We start from the raw sequence: 23,982 nt of genomic DNA on the forward strand, positions 1-23,982 counted from the left end.
CGCGCGGAGGTGCTCCGGGCGGCGCCGGATCCGCCGCGAGGTGTCGCCGTCGGACCCGCGCGCCGCCCCGCCGACTCAATGTCCCGCGGCCGCCTCGGTGACCTCGCTCGGGCGGACGATGACGAAGCCCTCGCCGCTGAGCTTGAGTTGGACGGCCTCGCCGGAACCGCCGCGGATCATCGAACCGACGGACTGGGAACGGTGCAGCCCGGAGTCGAGGGAGGCGCTCCAACCGACGACCGCGTCCGTGTCGACGAACACCGGTGCATGGGCGGTGACCGGGATGACGATCGGGTTGCCGTCGCAGACGACGGCGAGCTTGCCGGTGCCGGTGAAGAGGCTGTTGAAGAGGCCCCCGCCGGTCATCCCGGCGCCCTTCATCATCTTGATCTCGTAGGACAGACCCGGGTCGAAGCACAGGACGTTGCGTCCGTTGATGGTGAGCGCGTCACCCGGCTCGAAGTCGACGATGAAGCAGTTGTTGGCCTGGTGGGCGAACCAAGCCTCGCCCTGGCCGCGTACGGACATCAGCGCGAGGCCCTCGCCGGTGACGGCGCGCTTGAGCATGCCGCCTATGCCCTGGCCCTTGCGCTCGAACTGGAGGTTGCCGCGGAACGCGACCATCGAGCCCTGGCGGGCCAGCATCTCGCCGTTGACGACGTATTTGACGGATTTGGCGTTCTGCAGGGTCATGCCGGGGACGGCTGCGGGCTGGGCCAGGTTCTCGGACGCAAAAAGATCGCTCTTCATGCGTCCGATCCTCACCCGACCGGGACCCCTGCGGCATCCTCCTGGAGGCGGAGGCCGGCAAACTTGACCGGATGAGCACCGACGACACCCAGGCCGCGCGGGGACCCGCGCGGGACGCCCTCCGGGACCCCGCCCCCACCCCCGTGCCCGCGGTCGGGGCCGACAGCCCCTTCCGGCGGGAGCACGCCACCCGCGACGAGGCCCCGCAGTTCGTGCTGCCGCTCGTCGTGCGGATCGAGAAGGCGGCGCCGCCGACGCGGACCGCCGCGCTGGAGACGGCGGCCCGCGCGGTGCTGGTGCTGCTGACGGACGAACGGGCGCACGGCGACGGCGAATGGGCCGCGGCCGTGCGGGACTGGCAGGACGCCCGGATCCGCAAGGTGGTCCGGCGGGCGCGCGGGGCGGAGTGGCGCAAGGCGGGGACCCTGCCGGGCGTGACGGTACGCGGGGAGGCGCCCCCGCGGACCTCCGCCCAGACACCGACCGCTCAGACACCGACCGCTCAGACACCGCCCGCCCAGGCGCCGCCCGCCCAGGCACCGCCGCAGGCCTCCCCCGAGGTGTCGCCCGAGGTTCTCGCGCGGGATCCCGCGCAGACGTCTCCCCCGGCGTCCCCGCTGGCGTCCCCGCAGGCTTCGTCGGAGGCCGAGGTGCGGGTCTTCCCGCCGGTGCCGCTCGACGGCTGGCCCAAGGAACTGGCCAAGCTCCAGGTGTCGGGCACCGACCTGGACGACCCGGAGCCGGTTCCCCCGGCCGCGCCCGGCGTACCGGTGCTGTGGCTCAACCCGGACCTGGACATGTCGGCCGGCAAGGCGATGGCCCAGGCCGGGCACGCCGCCCAGCTGGCGTGGTGGGAGTTGGCGCCCGCCGACCGCGCCGCGTGGCGCGACTCCGGCTTCCGGCTGGCCGTACGGACGGCCCCGCGCGAGCGGTGGGCCGAGCTGAGCGGGAGCGGGCTGCCGGTGGTCCGGGACGCCGGTTTCACCGAGATCGCGCCGGGGTCCTGCACGGTGGTGTCGGACCATCCGGCCCTGCGGGCGCGGCTGTAGGGGCGCACCGCCCGGGCCCCCCGTCCCGGCATCCGGACGCCCGCCGTCCGCGGGGAACCTCAAATGTTGCTCTGAACGTCCCCTCCTGCGGATTGGCGCGACTCCGTCGGGGCCATGACACCGGCAGAGGGACCGAGGAGAGGGGGCGGGGGACATGAAGCCCATGGCACACCTGGGGGTGGGCATCGGCTGGCGGCCGGAGATCGCGGACGCGGTGGAACGGCTGCCGGGCCTGGACTGGGTCGAGGTGGTGGCCGAGAACATCTGCCCGGGCCATCTGCCCGCCTCGCTCCACCGACTGCTGGACCGGGGCGTCCGCGTGGTCCCGCACGGGGTCTCGTTGGGCCTCGGCGGGGCCGATCGCCCCGACGCCGGGAAGCTCGCCGCGCTCGGGGAACGGGCGGTGGCCCTGGGGGCGCCGCTGGTGACCGAGCACATCGCCTTCGTACGGACCTCCTCGCCGGCGCTGGAGGCCGGACACCTGCTGCCGGTGCCGCGCACCCGCGACGCGCTGGACGTGTTGTGCGAGAACGTCCGGATCGCCCAGGACGCGCTGCCCGTGCCGCTCGCGCTGGAGAACATCGCCGCGCTGTTCTCGTGGCCCGGGGAGGAGCTGACGGAGGCCCGGTTCCTGACGGAGCTGGTGGAGCGGACGGGGGTACGGCTGCTCATCGACGTGGCGAACCTGCACACGAACCGGGTGAACCGCGGCGAGGACCCGGCGGCGGTGCTGGACGCGATCCCGCTGGACGCGCTCGCGTACGTGCACGTCGCCGGCGGCGTGGAGCGGGGCGGGGTGTGGCACGACACGCACGCGCACCCCGTGCCGCCGGTGGTGTTGGACGTGCTGGCGGAGCTCCGCCGGCGGGTCGAGCCGGCCGGCGTGCTGCTGGAACGGGACGACGACTTCCCGCCCGAGGGTGAGCTGGAGGGCGAACTGTCCGCCATCCGGGCCGTGCTGGACGGCGGCCCCGCAGACCTCGGCGCCCGCACCACCCGCACCACCCGCTCGAACAGCACCACCCAGACCCCGCCGGAGCAGACCCCGCCGGAGCAGGCGCGGACGCGGGTCGGGTTGCAGCAGGCCGCCCTGTTGTCGGCGCTGGTCGCCGGCACGCCGCTGCCCGAGGGCTTCGACCGGCAGCGGATCCGGGTGCAGGGGCGGGCGCTGGCCGCCAAGCGGGCGTCGGTCGTGGCGAAGGTGGCGCCCGAACTGCCCGCGATCCTGGGCGGGGAGGACGCGTACCGCACCGCCTTCCTCGGTTACGCGCGCCACCGCCCCATGACGGACGGGTACCGCCGGGACGCCCTGGACTTCGCCGAACACCTGTTGATCCAGGACCTGCCGGCCGACCCGGCCGCCCGCCGGCGGCTGACCCTGTGGTGGCGGGACCGGGCCGGGACGCGACCGCCGCGCCGCATCGTGCGCTGGGCCCGGACCCTGCTGGGGAGGGCCGCGTGAACGTCCTCGCCGTCGCCGTCTGGATCGGCGTCATCGTCTCCACCGTGCTGCTCCTGCGGGGGCTGCGGGCCTCGCGGCCCCGGGCCGCGGCTCCGTCCGAGCGCCTGCACGACCTGTCGGAGGCCGCGTTCATGGCGGGCGGCCCCGGCGTGGTCGTGGACAGCGCCCTCGTCGCGCTGCTCGGCGACGGCCGTCTGGTGGTCGGCGGGCCGGGCATCGTCCAGGCCCGGCCCGGCGCCCGCGCCAACGACGCCGCCGAGCGCGCGGTCCTGCTGGCGCTCCGGTCGGCCCCCTCAGGGTGGCTGTACCAGGTGCGGTACGCCGCCATGTCGGATCCGTCCGTGCAGGAGATCGGGGACGCGCTGGCCCACCGGGGGCTGCTCTCCCCGCCGGGTACGGGACGCACCTGGCGGCGGTGGGGCATCGTCCAGGCCGCCGTGTGCGGGGGGCTGCTGGTGCTGTCGCTGCCCCTCACCATCGTCTCCTGGGGCCTGGTGGCGGGCCCCCAGGTGCCGTTCGTCGTGAAGGTGTTCCCCGTCCTGGCGGCCGGGATCGTGCTCGGCGCCGTCCTGGCCAGGCGGGCCGGACGGCGGATCACCGCCCCGGGACAGGCCGCGCTCGGCGAGTTCCGGGCCCACTACCTCAACGACCACACCCCGCACGTCCAGACCGCGCTGTTCGGGCTGCGGGGCCTGCGCGACCCGTTCCTGCGCCAACAGCTGGTGCCGGCGGCCCGCAGCACCCGGCTGGCCGCGGCCCAGTCCCGGGCCAGGACCGGGCCGTACCGGTCGCACGCCTCGTCGGGGTCGGGGGACGACGTGCTGCCCGTCCTCGTGTGGTGCGCGAGCAGCGCCACCGGCACCTCGGGCTGCGGGTCCTCCGGGTCCGGCTCCGGCTGTGGTGGCGGTGGCGGTGGCGGTGGCGGTGGTGCGAGCTGCTCCGGCGGCGGCTCGGGCTGTGGGTCCTCCGGGTCCGGCTGCGGCGGGGGCGGCGGCGGTTCGAGCTGCTCGTCCTCGTCGGGTTCGAGCTGCTCGTCGTCGTCGAGTTCCAGTTGCAGCAGTTCGTCCGGGTCCAGTTGCTCCAGCAGCTCCTGACGACCCGATCGACGGCGCACCCCGTACGGCAAGCGGGGGGCGCCGGGCGCGGCAACGGGGGCACGGGACCCGACACCGGCGGGTGATCCTTTACAGGGGGCGCGCGACGGCATCTGATCGGACCAGCCGATGAGATGAAGGGGCCGCCATGCGGACGACGCTCGCACGCCACGGGGCCGCCGCCGCGGTGGCACTCTCCCTCGTCCTGGCCGCACCCGCGCCGGCCCCGGCCGCCGGGTCGGCCCCGCCCCTCGGTGGGGATCCGGCCGCGGCGGCCGGCGCCGCGCTCGTCGCCGGGCGCGCCTCCCGCAGCCCCCTCGTCTTCCGCACCTGTCCCGCCGTCGAGGAGCTGTCCGACCCGGTCCGCTGCGCCTCCCTTCGGGTGCCGCTCGACTACGCCCGCCCCGACGGCCCGCAGATCTCCCTCACCGTCGGCCGGGCCGCCGCCACCGGCCGGGCGAAGGCCCCCCGACAGGGTTCGCTGGTCTTCAACCCCGGCGGCCCGGGCGGCTCCGGGATGTCCTTCCCCCTCGTCGCCGGGCTGCCCGCCTGGAGGCGACTCGCCGCCGCCTACGACCTGGTCGGCTACGCCCCGCGCGGTGTCGGCCGGTCCGCCCCGCTGTCCTGTCGGGGACCCGGCGGGCGGCCGGAGGGCCCCACCCGGGTGCCGGTCGAGCCCTCGGCGGCCTACAAGGCGGAACGCCTCGCCGCCGCCCGGTCCTACGCCCGGGGATGCGCGCTCCGCTCCGGCGAGGCCCTGCGGCACTACACGACGCTGAACAACGTCCGGGACCTGCACGTGCTCCGCGCCGCGCTCGGCGACCGGAAGCTGACCTTCCTGGGCGCCTCGTACGGCACCTACCTGGGGGCGGTCTACGCCACCCTGTACCCGGAGCACGTCCGGCGGATGGTCTTCGACTCGGCGGTCGACCCGGACCCGCGCCGCGTCTGGTACCGCAACAACCTCGACCAGGCCCTCGGCTTCGAGCGGCGCTGGTACGACTTCCGCGCCTGGGTGGCCCGGCACCACGCCACCTACCGGTTGGGCGCCACCCCCGAGGCCGTGCGGGCGAGTTGGGAGCGGGTGCGCGGCGCGGTGGCCCGGGTGCCCGCCGGCGGGGTGGTCGGGACCGGCGAGTTGCAGTCCGCGTTCCTGCGGGCCGCGTACTACGACGACGTCTGGCCGGACCGGGCGGCCGCCCTGGCGGCCTTCCTGCGGGGCGACCCCGGCCCGCTCGTGGAGCAGGCCGGACCGGACCCCGACCAGGCCTCGGCCGCCGGGGCGCGGAACGCGACGGCCGTGTACACGGCGGTGTTGTGCAACGACGCCTCCTGGCCCGCCGATTGGGCGACCTGGGACCGTGACCACACGGAGCTGGCGCGCCGGGCGCCCTTCGAGACCTGGGCGAACGCGTTCCTGAACCTGCCGTGCGCGAACTGGCCGGTACGGGAGCGGCAACAGCCGGTGGAGGTGGGCGAGCGCCCGGGCTCCCGGCTCCCGCGGACCCTGATCGTCGCGGCGGAGCGGGACGGGGCCACTCCCCATGCGGGGGCTCTGGAGCTGCAACGGCGGCTCGGCGCGCGGGCCGCCCTGGTCACGGAGCTGGGCGCGGGCGCCCACGGGGTGGCCGGCGGTCGCAACGAGTGCGTCGACGCCCATGTGGAGCGGTACTTGCTGAGGGGTGAGACCCGGGGTTGGCGTCGCACGTGCGCGCCGCATCCGGAGCCCGCACCGGTGTCGCTGGACGACCGGGCAACACGTGCCCCGGGGAATGCTCCCAGGGCCCTGCTGCCGCCTGTCGTCTGAACTTCCGGGCGGATCTCCGGCTGCGTCGATTCGGGGGCAGGGCCTCCCGATCCACCGGAGGCCCGCCCCTGTGTCAGGGGTGCGCTCCTCCGGTTCCTTCCCCCCAGGGGAGGTCTCAGGCGAGCCCGGCCACCAGATCGGCGACGGACTTGCGGCGTCCGGTGTAGAAGGGGACTTCCTCACGGACGTGCATACGGGCCTCGGAGGCACGCAGATGACGCATGAGGTCGACGATGCGGTACAGCTCGTCGGCCTCGAAGGCCAGCATCCACTCGTAGTCGCCCAGCGAGAAGGACGCGACGGTGTTGGCACGCACGTCCGGGTAGCCGCGCGCCATCATGCCGTGGTCCTTGAGCATGCGGCGACGGTCCTCGTCGGGCAGCAGGTACCAGTCGTACGAGCGCACGAAGGGGTACACGCTGACGTAGTCGCGCGGGTTCTCGTCGGCCAGGAACGCCGGGATGTGCGACTTGTTGAACTCGGCCGGGCGGTGCAGGGCCATGTTCGACCAGACCGGCTCCAGGGCGCGGCCCAGCCGGGTGCGGCGGAACAGGTTGTACGCGGTCTGCAGCTCGTCGGAGGTTTCCGCGTGCCACCAGATCATGACGTCGGCGTCGGCGCGCAGGCCGGAGACGTCATAGGTGCCGCGGACGGTGATGTCCTTGGCGGCCAGCTGGTCGAACAGCTCCTGGACCTCGTCGGCGAAACCGGCGCGGTCCTCGGGCAGGACGTCCTTCAGCTTGAAGACGGACCACAGGGTGTAGCGAATGACCTCGTTCAGGTCCTTCGCCTTCTTCCCCGCGTTGGGAATCTTCTCTGGTGCAGTCATGTGCCTATTGTCCCGTGTGCTGATCAGTGGTCTTCGCCAGGGGTCCCGAACGCGTTCGAAGTCCCGCGAGCACGGTGTCCGCGGCCTTGCCGGCGCTCGCGACACAGGCCGGGATGCCGACCCCGTCGTACAGCGCGCCGCACACCGCGAGGCCCGGCAGGGCGCTCACGGCGGCCCGGATCCGGGCGACCCGGTCGAGGTGGCCCACCGGGTACTGCGGCAGTCCGGCGTCCCAGCGGGTGACGGTGGAGGCGACGGGCCGGGCCGCGAGGCCCACGGCGGCGCCGAGGTCGCCCAGCGAGACCTCCATCAGGTCGGCGTCGTCGCGCGCCAGGTCGCCCTCGTCGCCGTGCCGGCCCACGGAGGTCCGCAGCAGGAACAGGTCCGGATCGGCCCCGGCCCACGCCCACTTGTTGGAGGAGAAGGTGGAGGCCTTGATGGTCCGGCCGTCCACGGGCGGTACGAGGAAGCCGCTGGCGCCGCCGTCGGCGATCGCGGCCGGCAGGTCGGAGCGCCGGAAGGCCATCGTGACCAGGGCCATGGAGGCGTAATCGACGTCACGCAGTTCGACGGCCGCGGTGGGCGCGAGGTCGTCGAGCAGTCGGGCGGCGGCGCCGGCCGGGACGGCCAGGACCACGCCGTCGGCCTCGATGACCTCGGATCCGGCGGCCACCCGCCAGCCTTCGGGCGTACGGACGATCTCGCGCACGGGGGTGTCGAGCGAGATCCGCGCCCCGGCGGCGCGGCACGCGTCGGCCACGGCGAGCGGGAGCCGTCCGATGCCGCCCTCGATGCCGGCGAAGACCGGTCCGGCCGGGCCGGGTCGGGCCTGCGCCCGGCGCTGGATCTCCCGCACCCCGTCGCCGAGCAGCGCGTGGGCGCGGGCCGCCTCGAAGAGCTGGGGGACGGCGGCGCGCATCGAGATGCGGTAGGCGTCGCCCGCGTAGACCCCGCCGAGAAGGGGTTCCACCAGCCGGTCGACGACCTCGCGACCGAGGCGCGCGGCGACGTACTCGCCGACGGCCACGTCCTCGCCGATCTCGGTGGGTGGCAGCGCGTGCTCGGCCTCGACCCGAGCCAGGCCCTCGGCGGAGAGCACCCCGGAGGCGGCGAGGGGACCCACGTCGCCGGGCACGCCCATGACGTGGCCGCGCGGCATGGGACGCAGCGCGCCCCGGGTCCACAGGTGGGCGGTGGCGGTGGCGGGAGGCTGGAGGGCCTCGCCGAGCCCGACGGCACGGGCGAGGTCGACCGCCTCGGGACGGCGGGCGAGCACCGATTCGGCGCCGAGGTCGACGGGCAGGCCCGCGAGTTCGCCGGCGCGCAGTTTGCCGCCGAGGCGCGGGCCGGCCTCCAGGAGGGTGACGCGGAGCCCGTCGGCGAGGAGTCGGTGGACCGCCGCGAGGCCCGCGATACCGCCGCCGATGACGACGACGTGACCGGTGGGGGCCGGTCGATCCGTACGCGTGTCCGCTTCGTGCATGGACACATCGTCTCAGATCGATCAACGAGGCCGGACCGTGACCGCATCGGGATCACCTCGGGACCGAGGAAGCGAAACCCGCGGCCGGACCCTGGACGTCGAACGGGCAACGACGGCCGAACCTCGGGGGTATCACTGATGGGCACCACACCCGGCACCACGCACGGACACGGCACGGCCGGCCACCGCACGACCCGCCGGCGCGCGGCCGGGAACCGCACGGCGGCGACCCTGGCCGCCCTCTCCCTGGCCGGGACCCTCGCGCTCACCGGCTGCTCGGCCTCCTCCGGCGACGAGGCCCGGTCCTCGTCCGCCGACAAGGCCGCGGCCGGCCCGCGCGAGGCCGCCCCCCAGCAGGGCGCGGCCCAGGGCAAGCCCGGGGCGGCGGCCCCCTCGGCGGGGGCGGACGCGGGTCGGGAGCCGGTGACGGTCCGCCCGCACATCATCCGTACGGCGACCCTGGCGATCGAGACGACGAACGCGCAGAAGGCGCTCTCCGCCGCGCGCACGGCGGCCGAGAACGCGGGCGGGTACGTCGGCAACGAGTCCACGCGGCGCGACGACGACGGCCGCATGACCTCGTCGGTGACCCTGCGGGTGCCGGGCGAGCGCTTCGACTCCGTCCTGGGCGCGCTGGAGGGCGGCGGGAAGCTGCTGAACCGGAAGGTCGAGGCGCAGGACGTGACGGAGAAGGTCGCGGACGTCGACAGCCGGGTCCGGTCCCAGCAGGCCAGCGTGGCGCGGGTGCGGGAGATGATGGAGAAGGCCTCGGCGCTCTCCGACGTGGTCATGCTGGAGAGCGAGTTGAGCCGGCGTCAGTCCGACCTGGAGTCGCTGCTGGCCCAGCAGTCCGCGCTGAAGGACCGGACCGCGCTCGGCACGATCACCCTGGAGGTCTCCGAGCCGGCCACGAAGCGGGCGGCCCCGGAGAAGAAGGAGAAGGACGAGCCGGCGTTCACGGACGCCCTGCGCGGCGGCTGGGACGTCTTCACGACGCTGGTGCGGTACCTGGCCCTGGCGGTGGGCGCCGTCCTGCCGTTCGCCCTGGCGGCCGCGCTGGTGGTGGCGGGCGTGCGGGTGTACCGCAGGTTCCGCCCGGCGACGCCGAAGACGGGCCTGACCCGGAAGTGGGCGACGGTGCCGGGGCAGCCGTCTCGGTCCGCGGACTCCCGCGGGGCGGCCGACTCCGACGCCGGGGTCGACTCCGACCGCTGAGGGAACACCCTTTCGGGCGGCGGCCCGTAGCGTGTCCCCCACCTGACGGCGGCGGTGGAGGACGGTGCGGACGATGGCGGCGGAACGACTGGTGGTGATCGGCGGCGACGCGGCGGGGATGTCCGCCGCGTCGCAGGCCCGGCGGCTGAGGGGCCCGGCGGAGCTGGAGATCACCGCCTTCGAGCGGGGGCACTTCACCTCGTACTCCGCGTGCGGGATCCCCTACTGGGTCGGCGGACAGGTCGCCGGCCGGGACGAGTTGATCGCCCGCACCCCCGAGGAGCACCGCGCGCGGGACATCGACCTGCGCACCCGCACCGAGGTCGTGGGGCTGGACCTCGCGGGCCGGCGCGTGCGTGCCCGGGACCTCGATTCGGGCGCCGAGTCCTGGACGGCGTACGACAAGCTGGTCCTGGCGACGGGCGCCCGTCCGATCCGACCCCGGCTGCCCGGCATCGGCGCGCACGGGGTCCACGGCGTCCAGTCCCTGGACGACGGGCAACGTCTGATGGACGACCTGGAACGTACGCGGGGCCGCCGGGCGGTCGTGGTCGGCGCGGGCTACATCGGCGTCGAGATGGCGGAGGCGTTGGTCGGTCGGGGTTTCGAGGTCACCGTCCTGCACCGGGGCGAACAGCCGATGGTCACCCTGGACCCGGACATGGGCGGCCTCGTGCACACCGCGATGAACGGCATGGGCATCCGTACGGTGTCCCGCGCCGAGGTGACGGCGGTCCTCACGGACGAGGAGGGTCGCGCGCGCGGTGTGGCCACGGCGGCGGGGGACGAGTACCCGGCCGACGTGGTGGTCCTGGGCATGGGCGTGGAGCCCAGAACGGCCCTGGCCCGCGCGGCGGGCCTCCCCCTGGGCGAGTCGGGCGGTCTGCTGACGGACCTCTCGATGCGGGTCCGCGGCCACGAGGACGTCTGGGCGGGCGGTGACTGCGTGGAGGTCCTGGACCTGGTGGCGGGTCGCTCGCGGCACATCCCCCTGGGCACCCACGCCAACAAGCACGGTCAGGTCATCGGCTCGAACGTGGGGGGCGGCTACGCCACCTTCCCCGGGGTGGTCGGCACCGCGGTGAGCAAGGTGTGCGACCTGGAGATCGCCCGCACGGGGCTGCGCGAACGCGACGCGCGGGAGGCGGGGCTGCGCTTCGTGACGGCGACGATCCGCTCCACCAACACCGCGGGCTACTACCCGGGCGCGACCGGGATGACGGTGAAGATGCTGGCGGAACGCCGCACGGGCCGGCTGCTGGGCGTGCAGATCGTCGGCGGGGCCGGCGCCGCGAAGCGGGTCGACATCGCGGCGGTCGCCCTCACGGCCGGCATGACGGTGGACCAGGTCGTCTCCCTGGACCTGGGCTACGCCCCACCGTTCTCCCCGGTCTGGGACCCGATCCTGGTGGCGGCCCGCAAGGCCGTCACCGCGGTCCGCTCGGCGGGGGTCTGAAACCGCGCGAGCCGCTTCCCGGGGCCGTGGGCCCGGGGAAGCGGCTCGGCGGGGGACCGGCTAGCGCGCCGTCCGCGTGTGGACGTACTCCACCAGGCGGGTCAGCGCGTCGGGGTCCGTGGTCGGCAGGACGCCGTGACCGAGGTTGAAGACGTGGCCCTCCAGGCCGGCGGCGGCGTCCAGGACCTCACGGGTCTTGGCCTCCACGGCCTGCGGGGTGGAGAAGAGGACGGCCGGGTCCAGGTTGCCCTGGAGCGCCTTGCCGGGGCCGACGCGACGCACGGCCTCGTTCAGCGGGACCCGGTAGTCGACGCCCATGACGTCCGCGCCGGCCTCGCCCATCAGGTCGAGCAGCTCGCCCGTGCCCACGCCGAAGTGGATGCGCGGGACCCCGTACGAGGCCACGGACTCCAGGACCTTCGCCGACGCCGGCATCACCGAGCGCCGGTAGTCCGCGGGGGCCAGCGCGCCGACCCAGGAGTCGAAGAGCTGGACGGCGGAGGCGCCGGCCTCGATCTGGACCTTGAGGAAGGCGGAGGTGATCTCGGCGAGGCGGTCCAGCAGGTCGGCCCAGAGCTGCGGGTCCCCGTACATCAGGGCCTTGGTGTGCTCGTGGTTCTTCGAGGGGCCGCCCTCGACGAGGTAGCTCGCGAGGGTGAAAGGCGCGCCGGCGAAGCCGATCAACGGCGTGGAGCCCAATTCACCCGTGAGCATGCCGATCGCCTCGGTGACGTACGAGACGTCCTCCGGAGTGAGGTCGCGCAGCTGTGCGAGGTCCTCGCGGCGGCGGATCGGCTGGGCGACGACGGGGCCGATGCCCGGCTTGATGTCGAGGTCGACGCCGATCGCCTTGAGCGGGACCACGATGTCGGAGAAGAAGATCGCGGCGTCCACGCCGTGCCGCCGCACGGGCTGCATGGTGATCTCGGTGACCAGGTCGGGCCGCATGCAGGACTCCAGCATCTGCGTGCCCTCGCGCAGCTTGCGGTACTCCGGCAGCGAGCGCCCCGCCTGCCGCATGAACCACACCGGGGTGTGCGGAACCGGCTCCCGCCGGCACGCCTTCAAGAAGGCGGAATCGTACGTCTGACTCGGCTGGCCCTTGGGGCGGTCGTTGGCGCTCACGACTCAAATCCTCGCACGTACGAAGAAGTGCCCGACCCGGCGCGGGTGTCCCTGCGCCGTCCGGCCGCTCGTTCCGCCTAGTCTTCCCCGCATGGCTGCGGCTCAGGGACGATTTTCAGATGGCGCTGACGGTGTGGACAGCGCGAAGGAGAGCTCCGTCCCGCTCCCGTTCCGGCGGGCGGTCGACGGCTTGAAGAAGGCGCGGCTGCGGCAGGGGATCGAGATCGACCCCACGAAGCCGCCGCAGAGACTTGCCCCGTACGCCTACGCGCTGGAGGCGGCGGTCGTCGACGGCGAGGACGATCTGGCCGACGGCCGGCTGATCCTGCTGCACGATCCGTCCGGGCACGACGCCTGGCAGGGCACCTTCCGCCTGGTGACGCTGGTACGGGCGGAACTGGAGCCGGAGATGGCCGCGGACCCGCTCCTGCCCGAGGTGTGCTGGTCCTGGCTGACGGGGGCCCTGGACGCGCGCGGGCTGACGTACGGGGAGCCCAGCGGGACGGTGACCATGGCGAGCTCGCACTATTTCGGCGGGCTCTCGGAGCGGCGGCCGGCCACCCAGATCGAGATCAGGGCCTCGTGGACGCCGCGCGAGGGGGTGGGCGGGGTGCCGGACACCTCGGCCCATCTGTCGGCCTGGTGCGAGCTGCTGTGTCAAATCGCGGGGCTGCCGCCGATCGGGCCCACGGACACCGTCACCGGTGTGGTCTCCCTGCCACAGCGGCGCGGTCCGCACCACCCGTAGTCAAGGGGCCGCTCGGCCGCACCGCGCGCCCCTCCCGGGGACTCCCCGGGAGGGGGGCGCCGGGTCGGACCGACCGATCGAGCCCGCATCGGAGTGCCAGAACGTGCATTCGTTGCGGGCTTCTGATCATCCATTGATCGATCGTGCGTCCGAATTGCCCGAATTGTTACTCACCAAATCGTGATCATTCCCTAAAGCCGGGCGGGTGACGTGCCGAAGGAGTCAATGACCATCAGCACGGAGCGCACCGGCTTCCTTCCCCCGGCCGAGACGTTTCCGCCACTCCCCCAGGAGGCCTAGGTGTCCGTTCTTCTCGAGCAGCCCGCAAGCCTGGTCGCCTACCGCCCGAACAAGCCGACGGCCATGGTCGTCGTGGCCGACCCGCGCGTCCGTTCCACCGTGACCCGCCATCTGTGGGCCCTCGGAGTACGTGATGTGATCGAGGCGTCGTCCATCGCGGAGGCCCGCCCCCGCGTCGGCAGCCCGCGCGACATCTGCGTGGCCGACGTACACCTGCCCGACGGTTCCGGTCTCACCCTGCTCTCCGAGACCCGCGCCGCCGGCTGGCCGAACGGCCTGGCCCTGTCCGCCGCCGATGACATCGGCGCCGTGCGCAACGCCCTCGCGGGCGGCGTGAAGGGCTACGTCGTCACCGGCACCCGGACCAACATCGGACTCCCCACCCGGCCCGGCGCCGCCCCCATCGGTGCCGCCGCCGCCCGCATGCACCGCCGCCCCCCGGGTGCCCCGAGCCACCCGGGCGGCTACCGAGAGCTCTCCGGCCGCGAGGTCGAGGTCCTGCGCCTCGTCGCGGAGGGCCAGTCCAACAAGGCCATCGGCGTCTCGATGGGCCTGTCCGCACTGACCGTGAAGTCCCACCTCGCCCGGATCGCCCGCAAGCTGGGCACCGGCGACCGGGCCGGGATGGTCGCCGTCGCCCTGCGGACCGGAATCATCCACTGACCGCGCCCGGTGGCTCCCGGGGGACGTCCCGGGAAGACCGCCGGGACCCGTTCGCGCCGCACCCCGTCCCCTCCCTCCCGCCGCTCCCCGTCCCCACCCCGTCCCACCCTCGCGCCCGTCGCCGGAACGTTCCGGCGACGGGCGCGCCACATCCACGGATACCCTTGACCGGTGACCGACGCCCAAGAGACCGCAGCACACCTGCGCACCACCACCGGGGGCGGCCCCCCGGACGAAGAGGTTTCGTCCGATGGGTTGCCCGTTCCCTTGCTGGAGCCCCGCGAGGGCATCCCCCCGGTGGTCGCCGACGCGGAGTCCCTCGCCGAGGTGGTCGCGGCCTTCGCCGCGGGCACCGGCCCCGTCGCCGTCGACGCCGAGCGCGCCTCCGGCTACCGCTACGGGCAGCGCGCCTATCTGGTGCAGCTGCGCCGCGAAGGCGCGGGATCGGCGCTGATCGACCCGGTCGGCTGCCCCGACCTCTCCAGCCTGGGCGAGGCGCTGTCCGGGACCGAGTGGATCCTGCACGCCGCCACCCAGGACCTGCCGTGCCTGCGTGACATAGGCATGGCCCCCACCTCTTTGTTCGACACCGAACTGGCGGGCCGCCTGGCGGGCTTCCCCCGGGTCGGACTCGGCGCGATGGTCGAGAGCGTGCTCGGCTACACGCTGGAGAAGGGCCACTCCGCCGTCGACTGGTCCACCCGTCCCCTCCCGGAGCCGTGGCTGCGCTACGCCGCGCTCGACGTGGAACTGCTGGTGGACCTGCGCGACGCCCTGGAGAAGGAACTGGACCGGCAGGGCAAGCTGGACTGGGCCCACCAGGAGTTCGACGCCATCGCCTCCGCCCCGCCCGCGCCCCCCCGCAAGGACCCGTGGCGCCGCACCTCCGGCATGCACAAGGTGCGCCGGCGCCGGCAGATGGCCGTCGTACGGGAACTGTGGGAGTCCCGCGACCGGATCGCGCAGCGGCGGGACGTGTCGCCCGGCAAGGTGCTGGGGGACACGGCGATCGTCGAGGCCGCCCTGGCCATGCCGCTCAACGCGAGCGCGCTGTCCGCCCTCCCCGGCTACGGGCAGCGGATGGGCCGGCGCCAGTTGGAACAGTGGATGGCCGCCGTGGACCGGGCCAAGGCGCTGCCCGAGAACGAACTGCCGCAGCCGGGCGCCACCCCGGCCGGCCCGCCGCCGCCGCGCTCCTGGGCGGACAAGGACCCGGCCGCGGCCGCCAGGCTCTCGGCGGCCCGGACCGCCGTCACGGCGCTGGCCGAGGGGCTGAACCTGCCCCAGGAGAACCTGATCACCCCCGACACGGTCCGCAGGCTGTGCTGGGAGCCGCCGCAGCGTCTGGAGGCGGACACGGTGTCGCAGGCCCTGGCGGCCCACGGCGCCCGCCCCTGGCAGATCGAGCAGGTCACCCCGGCGCTGGTCGAGGCGCTCGCCGCCACCGACTGACCCCCTCCACCCCACAGGAAGCCCCCCGGCCCCCCGGCCGGAGGGCTTCCCGCGTCCCCGCCGCCGAGGGAGGCCGGCCGTGGGAGTGTGACCTTCGCCGCTCCTCACGGAGAGGGTGTGCACATTGGTTACCCGCAAGTAGCATGGGGCAGGTGAGCGGGCGCTCAGCAAACAACGCGACCGCGCCCCCGCGCAGCAGCGCACACCCGCACCTGGAGGAGAGCCAACGTGCCTCGTACCGTCAGGGACGTCGTCTTCGTCGACGGCGTCCGCACCCCGTTCGGCAAGGCGGGCCCCAAGGGCATCTACAACGGGACCCGCGCCGACGATCTCGTCGTCAAGGCGATCCGGGAGCTGCTGCGCCGCAACCCGGACCTGGACCCCGCGAAGATCGACGAGGTCGCCATCGCCGCGACCACGCAGATCGGTGACCAGGGTCTGACCCTGGGCCGCACCGCCGGCATCCTGGCGGGCCTCCCGCAGTCCGTGCCCGGCTACTCCATCGACCGCATGTGCGCCGGCGCGTTGACCGCCGTGACCGCCGTCGCGGGCGGCGTGGCCTTCGGCGCGTACGACGTCGCCCTCGCCGGCGGCGTCGAGCACATGGGCCGTCACCCCATGGGTGAGGGCGTCGACCCGAACCCGCGCTTCGTCTCCGAGAAGCTGGTCGACGAGTCCGCCCTGTTCATGGGCATGACCGCCGAGAACCTGCACGACCGGTACCCGACGATCACCAAGCTCCGCGCCGACGAGTACGCCGTGCGCTCGCAGGAGAAGGCCGCCAAGGCGTACGCCGACGGCAAGATCCAGCAGGACCTGGTCCCGATCTCGGTGCGCAACACCAACGAGGCCGCCGGCGAGACGGGCTGGGGCCTGGTCACCACCGACGAGCCGATGCGTCCGGGCACCACGCTGGAGAACCTGGCCGGCCTGAAGACCCCGTTCCGTACCCACGGCCGGGTCACCGCGGGCAACGCCGCCGGTCTCAACGACGGCGCCACCGCCGCGATCATCGCGTCCGAGGACTTCGCCCGGGAGAACAACCTCCCGGTCAAGATGCGCCTGGTCGCGTACTCCTTCGCCGGTGTCGAGCCGGAGGTCATGGGTTACGGCCCGATCCCGGCCACCGAGAAGGCCCTGGCGCAGGCCGGCCTGACGATCGACGACATCGGTCTCTTCGAGATCAACGAGGCCTTCGCGGTCCAGGTCCTCGCGTTCCTGGAGCACTACGGCATCGCCGACGACGACTCCCGCGTGAACCAGTACGGCGGCGCCATCGCCTTCGGCCACCCGCTCGCCTCCTCCGGCGTCCGTCTGATGACGCAGCTGGCCCGCCAGTTCGAGGAGCAGCCGCACGTCCGCTACGGCCTGACCACCATGTGCGTCGGCTTCGGCATGGGCGCCACGGTCATCTGGGAGAACCCGAACTTCAACGCCGAGGGAGACTCCAAGTGAGCACCACCGCTGAGCTCCTGAAGGGCGCGGCCGAGCTGTTCCCGGACGAGGTCGTCACGTCCGCGCACGTCCGTCACCTGGACCTGCCGTTCGGCGCCGGGCGCTTCGCGCTCATCACGCTGGACAACGGCTTCGACCACACCAAGCCGACCACCTTCGGCCCCCAGTCCCTCGCCAACCTGAACGCGGCGATCGACCAGGTCGAGCAGGAGGCCCTCGCGGGCTCCATCGTCGGCGCGGGCATCACCGGCAAGCCGTTCATCTTCGCGGTCGGCGCCGACCTCAAGGGTGTCGAGCTGCTCAAGAAGCACGACGACGCGCTCGCCATCGGCAAGGGCGGCCACGACGTCTTCAAGCGCCTGTCGGCGCTGGCCGTCCCGTCCTTCGCGTACTACAACGGCGCGGCCATGGGCGGCGGTGTCGAGGTCGGTCTGCACTGCACCTACCGCACCGTCTCCAAGGCCATCCCGGCCTTCTCGCTGCCCGAGGTCTTCCTCGGCCTGGTACCGGGCTGGGGCGGCTGCGCCCTGCTGCCGAACCTGATCGGCGCGGACCGCGCGGTCTCGGTGATCATCGAGAACTCGCTGAACCAGAACCGCCAGCTCAAGGGCAAGCAGGTCTTCGAACTGGGCATCGCCGACGCCCTGTTCGAGGGTGCCGACTTCCTGGAGCAGTCGCTGATCTGGACGGCGAACGTCCTGAACGGCGCCACCGAGGTCGTACGGGCCGACGTGGACCGCGGCGAGGGCTGGGACGCGGCGGTCGCTCGCGGCCGCGGGATCGCGGACTCCAAGGTGCACGGTGCGGCCCCGGCCGCCTACCGGGCGCTGGAGATCATCGAGGCGGCCAAGGACGGCGACCTGCAGAAGGGCTTCGACGCCGAGGACGCGGCCCTGGCCGACCTCATCATGGGCGGCGAACTGCGCTCCGGCATCTACGCCTTCAACCTGGTCCAGAAGCGCGCCAAGCGCCCGGCCGGCGCCCCGGACAAGTCGCTGGCCCGTCCGGTCACCAAGGTCGGCGTCGTCGGCGCGGGTCTGATGGCCTCGCAGCTGGCGCTGCTCTTCCTGCGTCGCCTGGAGGTGCCGGTGGTCCTCACCGACATCGACCAGGAGCGCGTGGACAAGGGCGTGGGCTACGTCCACGCCGAGATCCAGAAGCTGCTCGGCAAGGGCCGCATCAACCAGGACAAGGCCAACCGCCTGACCGCCCTGGTGAGCGGTGTCCTGGACAAGGCCGAGGGCTTCGCGGACGCGGACTTCATCATCGAGGCCGTGTTCGAGGAGATGTCCGTCAAGCAGAAGGTGTTCGCGGAGGTCGAGGCGGTCGCCCCGGCGCACGCGATCCTCGCCACCAACACCTCCTCGCTGTCGGTCTCCGAGATGGCCTCGAAGCTCCGGCACCCGGAGCGCGTGGTCGGCTTCCACTTCTTCAACCCGGTCGCGATCCTCCCGCTGCTGGAGATCGTCCGCGGTGAGCAGACCGACGACGCCTCGCTGGCCACGGCCTTCGGTGTCGCGCGGAAGCTGAAGAAGACCGCGGTCCTCACCAAGGACGCCCCGGCGTTCGTGGTGAACCGCATCCTGACCCGCTTCATGGGCGAGATCCAGAACGTCATCGACGAGGGCACCCCGGTGGCCACCGCCGAGAAGGCGATCGAGCCGCTCGGCCTGCCGATGTCCCCGCTGGTGCTGCTGGAGCTCGTGGGTCCGGCCATCGGCCTGCACGTCTCCGAGACCCTGAACCGCGCCTTCCCGGAGCGCTTCACCGTCTCCCCCAACCTCAAGCGGGTCGTCGAGGCGGGCAAGCGCGGCTTCTACGTCTACAACGCGGAGAACGGCTTCAAGCCGGAGCTCGACCCCGAGGTCGCCGCGCTCCTGGTCCAGGGCGACAGCGTCCTGACCGAGGAGCAGGTCCGCGACCGCGTCCTGGACGCGGTGGCGCAGGAGATCGGTCTGATGCTGGAGGAGGGTGTCGTGGCCGAGGCCCAGGACATCGACCTCTGCCTCATCACCGGCGCCGGCTGGCCCTTCCACCTGGGCGGCGTGACGCCGTACCTGGACCGTGAGGGCGTCTCGGAGCGGGTGAACGGCAAGAAGTTCCTCGCCCCGGGTCTGGCGAGCATCCCCGTCTGACCCTCGGCCGTCGTCGACGTGTCGAACGGACGCCCGTCCCCCGAGCGGGGGCGGGCGTCCGCCGTTTCCGGCGTCCGCGCCGGTGGGGGCGGGGCCCTGCGGGGGCGTGTGCGCGGTCTTGCGCGGGGGCGGCGGCGCCGGCCCGCGCGGGGGCCGGCAGAATATCGGCATGGCGGATGACACGATACTTTTCAGCCGCCGGACCCTGATGTTCGGCGGTGGCGCGGTCGCCGCCGGGTTGGCCGCGGCCGGTCTGACGTGGGCGCTCGCACCGGAACCGGACGAGCCCGCCCGGGAGGAACCCGACCCCCAGCCGACGGCCGGCGACTTCGACATGCGGACTGGCGCCGAACTGCTGGCGGCGACGCCGCTATTCAATACGACGGGTCCGCAGTCGTTCGCCTTCGACGATGCCAACGGTTTGGTCTATACCCTTCAGACCATTCAAAGCGGCATTCAACTGGAGGACGAGTCGGCGCCGCTCACTTCCGGCGACCGAAAGACCGCCGGCGATATGTGCCTGACCCGGCTGAGCAGTACGGGAATATCCCTCGGGCACATGTATCTGCGCGGCTTCGGCCACGGGATTTCCTTCGGCGTCGAGCCCGTAGGGAAGCACACCTACATTTGGGTGGAGAGCAGGCCCGACGAGGACAGCGGCTACGGGACCGCGGTCGCCCGCGTGTTGTTCGACGACGGTGGCGTGGTCGACGGGTCCGACCGGCGGGTTCCGCACTACGATCCGGTCCCGGGCGCGTCCGACGTGTCCCCCGCGCTCGACCTGGCCGGTGGGCGCGTGCTGGTGAGCCACGAGATCGACGGGGAGCACCGGCTCTCCGTGTACCGGATGGCGGACTTCCTCGCCGGCCGCTTCGACCCCGTGCACGTCGTGCGGGCCGGTGTGCAGGTGAAGGAAGAGGAGTGGTTCCAGGGCTGCGCCCTGCACGGGAACTTCGTCTACATCCTCACCGGCCGCCCGTACACGACCAAGGACGGGAACAATCCCCGGAAGTCCGGCGGGAACACGCACGTCTCGGCGATCGACGTCCGTACGGGCCGGGCCCAGGGTCGACACAAAGTGACTGTGGCACCGGATCTGCCCTTCCGGGAGCCGGAGGGAATGGCGATCGGCACCGCGGATTCCCGCCCCGCTTTGTGCGTGGGCTTTTCCGTCAAGGCCGAGGACCGGCGCGAGCTGACGGTGTATCGCTTTACAGGGTGAGCAATCGGACCTTGGGGGACGAAGGCCACACGTGCGCCCACAAGGGCCACCAACCATTGGCCCGAGCGTCACCTCGTGTTCTTAACTCCTCCATACGGCTGCTTATACTACTGCGACACTTCCGCCGAATCTCAACACCTCCACGGGGAGGCCTCCCACGATGGGCCCCAAACGACTGCACGCCTTCACGGGCGTTCTGATCAGCGCCGGGCTCATCCTCAGCTTCCTCGGGATGATGGCGGCGGTGGCGACCGTCTCCCTGCCGATGTTCGCGTACTGCGCGGCCCTCAGCTACGCGGCCGACCTGATGCTCCACACCACGGAGTCGACGACCCTGGAGCGGCTGCGCGATTCGCGTTTCGGCCTGACCATGCGCTTCCTGATCCGGCAGTTCCTGCTGCTGGGCCTGTGCGGGGCGATCGCCGACATCGAGTCGTTCGTGGCGCAGATGACGACCATCGGCCTGCTCCTCCTGTTCATCCTGCAACTCGCCTACGGCGCGCTCCTCAAGCACGTCCGCAAGCAGCGCAACGAACTGCCGTTCACCACCCGAGGGCTGGACCTGGACGCGCTGGGCATCCGTCGCATGCCGCACCCCTTCCTGGTGGACAAGCACGTCCGCAAGACCCTGCACCTGGACATCCCCCTGGTCGCCGGCGCCCTCGCCACCATCGCGACCGACAACTGGCGCTGGGTCACGTACGGCATGATCATCACGGTCTTCCTCGCCTACCTCTCCCTCCTGGTGCTGCTGCCCGACGCGCGCAACGCGCTCAAGCTGCCCACCACCGACGAGGCCCTCGACGAGCTGAACCGCCAGCTGGCCGAATACCGCCCCCAGGTCGCGCTCTACTTCACCTTCGCCGCCATCTCCAAAGACTTCATGTACCAGGTCAACATGTGGCTGGAGTCCCTGGAGTCCCTGGAGCTGCGGCCCATCATCGTGCTGCGCGAGCGGGCCACCCTGCGGTACCTGGACGCCACGTCGGTTCCCGTCATCTGCGTGCCCAAGGCGGACAACCTCGCGCGCGTCGAGATGCACGAACTCCGGGTCGCCCTCTATCCCGGCAACGCGGGCAAGAACGTGCACATGCTCCAGCGCGCCGAGGTCAAGCACGTCTTCATCGGCCACGGCGACAGCGACAAGCTCGCCAGCAGCAACCGCGTCAGCAAGGTCTTCGACGAGATCTGGGTGGCCGGCCGGGCCGGCCGCGACCGCTACGAGCGCATCAAGCACGCGGTGACGCACAACCAGATCGTCGAGGTCGGCCGGCCCCAGCTGATGCCCCTGCACCGCTGGACCGGCCGGGCGACGAACCCCGTGCCCACCGTCATCTACGCCCCCACCTGGGAGGGCTGGACCGACGACGCCTGCTACACCTCGGTGCTGCCGGCCGGCGAGAAGCTCATCCAGGCGCTGCTCGACCACGAGCTCGACATCCGGGTGATCTACAAGCCGCACCCGCTGACCGGTTCCCGCTCGCCCCAGGCCGCCGCCGCGCACCGACGCGTCATCGCCCTCCTGGAGGAGGACAACGCCCGGCGCTTCGGCCGCAACGTGAGCGACTCCAAGGCCGCGAGCCGGAAGCTGGCCCGCCTCGACCAGCGCATCGCCGACCTCTCCGAGCGCGGTGTCCGCTCCCCGTACCCCGACCTCAGCGAAGAGGAACGGACCGCCCGCATCCGGCGCAGCCGCAACCAGGCCGGGACCCTGTACTGGAGCGCGATGCCCGACGCCGCGCACCACGTGGTGACGGGCCGGATCCCCGCCCTGTACGACTGCTTCAACCATTCCGACCTGCTCATCGGCGACATGTCGAGCGTGGTGTCCGACTTCGTCGCCACCCTCAAGCCGTACGCGATCTTCAACCTCGACGGTCTGCCCGACCAGGAGTTCCGCAACGAGCAGCGCACGGCGTACGCCTCGTACCTGCTCGACGCCGACTGCAACGGCCTGTCCGAGGCGATCGAGGCGATGCTCAACCCGGCCGAGGACCACATGGCCCCCTACCGGGAGCAGCTCAAGGAGTACCTCCTCGGCGCGGAGTACCCGCCGTCGGCCGTTCGCTTCAACGACGCCGCGAACGACCTCTACCGTCGCGGAGTCCTCGACTTCCCGATCGAGTACCCGGAGCCGGCGCCCTTCCCCGCCTAGCCGGCGCCCCACCCACGGCCGACCGCATCCGTCCGGCCGTGGTCCCCACCCCCAGCTCAGAGGAAGAAGGAGACCGTGCCGTCCAGTACCACCCCCCGCCGTACCATCGCCGTTGTTCTCGCAGGGGGGACCGGCCAACGCATCGGGCTCGAGATACCGAAGCAACTGCTCAAGATCGCCGGCAAGCCGATCCTGGAGCACACGCTGCACATCTTCGAGACCGCGGCCGACGTGGACGAGATCCTCCTCCTCATGACGCCCGACCACCTGGAGGAAGCCCGCCGGATCGTCGAGCGCGCGGGCCTGACCAAGGTCTCCCGGGTGCTGGCCGGCGGAGCGACGCGGAGCGAGACCACCCGCATCGCCATCGCCGCGGCCTCGCAGGGGCGGGAGGCGGACGAGAACATCAACCTGCTCTTCCACGACGCCGTGCGCCCGCTGCTCTCGCAGCGCGTGGTCCGCGAGTGCGTCGAGTCCCTGGAGCGCTACCAGGCCGTCGACGTGGCCATCCCGTCGTCCGACACCGTGATCGTGACGCGGACCCACGGGGACGACGGCGAGTTCATCACCGAGGTCCCGGACCGCTCCCGGCTGCGCCGGGGCCAGACCCCCCAGGGCTTCCGGCTGTCCACGATCCGCGGCGCGTACGAGCGGGCGGCCGCCGACCCGTTCTTCCAGGCCACCGACGACTGCTCCGTGGTCGTCAAGTACCTGCCCGACGTTCCGGTCCACGTGGTCGCGGGCGACGAGTACAACATGAAGGTCACCCAGCCGGTCGACGTGTTCATCGCGGACAAGCTGTTCCAGCTCGCCTCGCACGCCGCGCCCGCCCACGCCGACGAGGCCGCCTACCGCGAGCAGCTGTCCGGCAAGACGATGGTGGTCTTCGGCGGCTCGTACGGGATCGGCGCCGACATCGCGCGGATCGCCGAGAGCTTCGGTGCCCGGGTCTTCGCGTTGGGGCGTTCCACCACCGGCACCCACGTGGAGAACCCCGCCCACGTCGAGGCCGCGTTGGCCGACGCGTACGCGCGCACCGGCCGGATCGACCACGTGGTGAACACCGCGGGCGTGCTGCGGGTCGGTCGCCTCGACGAGACGGACGACGACACGATCCGGCAGTCGCTGGAGGTCAACTACCTGGCCCCCGTGCAGATCGCGCGGGCCGCCCACAAGTACCTCGGCGAGACCGAGGGGCAGCTGCTGCTCTTCACCTCCAGCAGTTACACCCGGGGCCGCGCGAACTACAGCCTGTACTCGTCGGCGAAGGCCGCCATGGTCAACCTGACGCAGGCACTGGCCGACGAGTGGGCCGAGGACCACATCCGCGTGAACTGCGTGAACCCGGAGCGCACCGCCACCCCGATGCGCGTCAAGGCCTTCGGCGAGGAGCCGACCGGAACCCTGCTGAGCTCCGAGGCGGTGGCCCTGACCTCGCTGGACGTCCTGCTGTCCGCGATGACCGGACACGTCGTCGACGTCCGCCGGCAGGACCCGACGGCCAACCCCGCGCAGCGATCGGCCTTCGAGGCGGCGCTGGCGGCGGTACTGGCCCAGACGGCCGGGGACGAGGGGGTCTAGG

General features: G+C 72.7%; 18 protein-coding genes. 14 read left to right on the forward strand and 4 right to left on the reverse strand.

The genetic code is table 11. The annotated features are described in order from the left end of the window. Positions 1–75: 75 nt before the first annotated feature. Complete coding sequence (locus ACIRO3_RS27340) at positions 76–750, reverse strand: AIM24 family protein (protein ID WP_404141266.1); 675 nt, start codon at positions 748–750, stop codon at positions 76–78. A gap of 71 nt (positions 751–821) precedes the next feature. Here ACIRO3_RS27340 and ACIRO3_RS27345 point away from each other — a divergent pair, with 71 nt between their 5' ends. The 4 genes from ACIRO3_RS27345 (at position 822) to ACIRO3_RS27360 (ending at position 6,162) form a co-directional block, all read left to right on the forward strand. After that, positions 822–1,799: an aminoacyl-tRNA hydrolase gene (locus ACIRO3_RS27345; protein WP_404141268.1), complete on the forward strand. Its 978-nt coding sequence runs from the start codon at positions 822–824 to the stop codon at positions 1,797–1,799. A gap of 163 nt (positions 1,800–1,962) precedes the next feature. Further along, the gene (locus ACIRO3_RS27350) at positions 1,963–3,261 is read left to right on the forward strand and encodes a DUF692 domain-containing protein (protein ID WP_404141435.1); all 1,299 of its coding nucleotides are present in this window, start codon (positions 1,963–1,965) and stop codon (positions 3,259–3,261) included. Next, positions 3,258–4,355: a TIGR04222 domain-containing membrane protein gene (locus tag ACIRO3_RS27355; protein ID WP_404141270.1), complete on the forward strand. Its 1,098-nt coding sequence runs from the start codon at positions 3,258–3,260 to the stop codon at positions 4,353–4,355. Before ACIRO3_RS27350 ends, ACIRO3_RS27355 begins: the two co-directional genes overlap by 4 nt. Before the next feature lie 148 nt (positions 4,356–4,503). Next, the gene (locus ACIRO3_RS27360; RefSeq protein ID WP_404141272.1) at positions 4,504–6,162 is read left to right on the forward strand and encodes an alpha/beta fold hydrolase; all 1,659 of its coding nucleotides are present in this window, start codon (positions 4,504–4,506) and stop codon (positions 6,160–6,162) included. A gap of 115 nt (positions 6,163–6,277) precedes the next feature. Here the strand turns inward: ACIRO3_RS27360 and hemQ are convergent, their stop codons facing one another. Together hemQ and hemG are read right to left on the reverse strand one after the other, a co-directional pair. Continuing rightward, positions 6,278–6,991, reverse strand: coding sequence for a hydrogen peroxide-dependent heme synthase (hemQ, locus tag ACIRO3_RS27365; RefSeq protein WP_361774583.1), 714 nt, complete (start codon positions 6,989–6,991; stop codon positions 6,278–6,280). 4 nt (positions 6,992–6,995) lie between these two features. Continuing rightward, on the reverse strand, positions 6,996–8,474 hold the full coding sequence (hemG, locus tag ACIRO3_RS27370) for a protoporphyrinogen oxidase (RefSeq protein ID WP_404141274.1): 1,479 nt from the start codon (positions 8,472–8,474) through the stop codon (positions 6,996–6,998). A 138-nt stretch (positions 8,475–8,612) separates the two neighbouring features. Here hemG and ACIRO3_RS27375 point away from each other — a divergent pair, with 138 nt between their 5' ends. Both ACIRO3_RS27375 and ACIRO3_RS27380 read left to right on the forward strand, forming a co-directional pair. Next, the gene (locus tag ACIRO3_RS27375; RefSeq protein WP_404141276.1) at positions 8,613–9,689 is read left to right on the forward strand and encodes a DUF4349 domain-containing protein; all 1,077 of its coding nucleotides are present in this window, start codon (positions 8,613–8,615) and stop codon (positions 9,687–9,689) included. A 73-nt stretch (positions 9,690–9,762) separates the two neighbouring features. After that, positions 9,763–11,145, forward strand: a complete 1,383-nt coding sequence (locus tag ACIRO3_RS27380; protein WP_404141278.1) for an FAD-dependent oxidoreductase — start codon at positions 9,763–9,765, stop codon at positions 11,143–11,145. A gap of 60 nt (positions 11,146–11,205) precedes the next feature. On the opposite strand, the gene hemE is transcribed toward ACIRO3_RS27380, so the two are convergent. After that, a complete protein-coding gene (gene hemE / locus ACIRO3_RS27385; RefSeq protein WP_361774595.1) occupies positions 11,206–12,270 on the reverse strand; it encodes a uroporphyrinogen decarboxylase in 1,065 nt (354 codons plus the stop codon). A 91-nt stretch (positions 12,271–12,361) separates the two neighbouring features. Between hemE and ACIRO3_RS27390 the strand changes: the two genes are divergently transcribed. The 8 genes from ACIRO3_RS27390 (at position 12,362) to ACIRO3_RS27425 (ending at position 23,981) form a co-directional block, all read left to right on the forward strand. After that, complete coding sequence (locus ACIRO3_RS27390; protein ID WP_404141280.1) at positions 12,362–13,018, forward strand: DUF3000 domain-containing protein; 657 nt, start codon at positions 12,362–12,364, stop codon at positions 13,016–13,018. Between the two features lie 300 nt (positions 13,019–13,318). After that, complete coding sequence (locus ACIRO3_RS27395) at positions 13,319–13,981, forward strand: response regulator transcription factor (RefSeq protein ID WP_007267191.1); 663 nt, start codon at positions 13,319–13,321, stop codon at positions 13,979–13,981. 171 nt (positions 13,982–14,152) lie between these two features. Then, complete coding sequence (locus ACIRO3_RS27400; RefSeq protein WP_366149065.1) at positions 14,153–15,433, forward strand: ribonuclease D; 1,281 nt, start codon at positions 14,153–14,155, stop codon at positions 15,431–15,433. A 228-nt stretch (positions 15,434–15,661) separates the two neighbouring features. After that, positions 15,662–16,888 (forward strand): acetyl-CoA C-acyltransferase, encoded by a 1,227-nt coding sequence (locus ACIRO3_RS27405; RefSeq protein WP_366000408.1) that lies wholly within the window; start codon positions 15,662–15,664, stop codon positions 16,886–16,888. Beyond that, positions 16,885–19,023: a 3-hydroxyacyl-CoA dehydrogenase NAD-binding domain-containing protein gene (locus ACIRO3_RS27410; RefSeq protein ID WP_404141282.1), complete on the forward strand. Its 2,139-nt coding sequence runs from the start codon at positions 16,885–16,887 to the stop codon at positions 19,021–19,023. The genes ACIRO3_RS27405 and ACIRO3_RS27410 overlap by 4 nt, the downstream gene beginning before the upstream one ends. Before the next feature lie 169 nt (positions 19,024–19,192). Then, positions 19,193–20,245 carry a signaling protein gene (locus ACIRO3_RS27415; protein WP_404141284.1) on the forward strand — a complete coding sequence of 351 codons (1,053 nt, stop codon included), beginning with the start codon at positions 19,193–19,195 and terminating at the stop codon, positions 20,243–20,245. 160 nt (positions 20,246–20,405) lie between these two features. Further along, on the forward strand, positions 20,406–22,400 hold the full coding sequence (locus ACIRO3_RS27420) for a hypothetical protein (protein ID WP_361774613.1): 1,995 nt from the start codon (positions 20,406–20,408) through the stop codon (positions 22,398–22,400). 75 nt (positions 22,401–22,475) lie between these two features. Next, the gene (locus tag ACIRO3_RS27425; RefSeq protein ID WP_361774616.1) at positions 22,476–23,981 is read left to right on the forward strand and encodes a bifunctional cytidylyltransferase/SDR family oxidoreductase; all 1,506 of its coding nucleotides are present in this window, start codon (positions 22,476–22,478) and stop codon (positions 23,979–23,981) included. Position 23,982 lies beyond the last annotated feature (1 nt).

The organism is Streptomyces sp. NPDC102278, from assembly GCF_044766345.1.
Classification (GTDB): domain Bacteria; phylum Actinomycetota; class Actinomycetes; order Streptomycetales; family Streptomycetaceae; genus Streptomyces.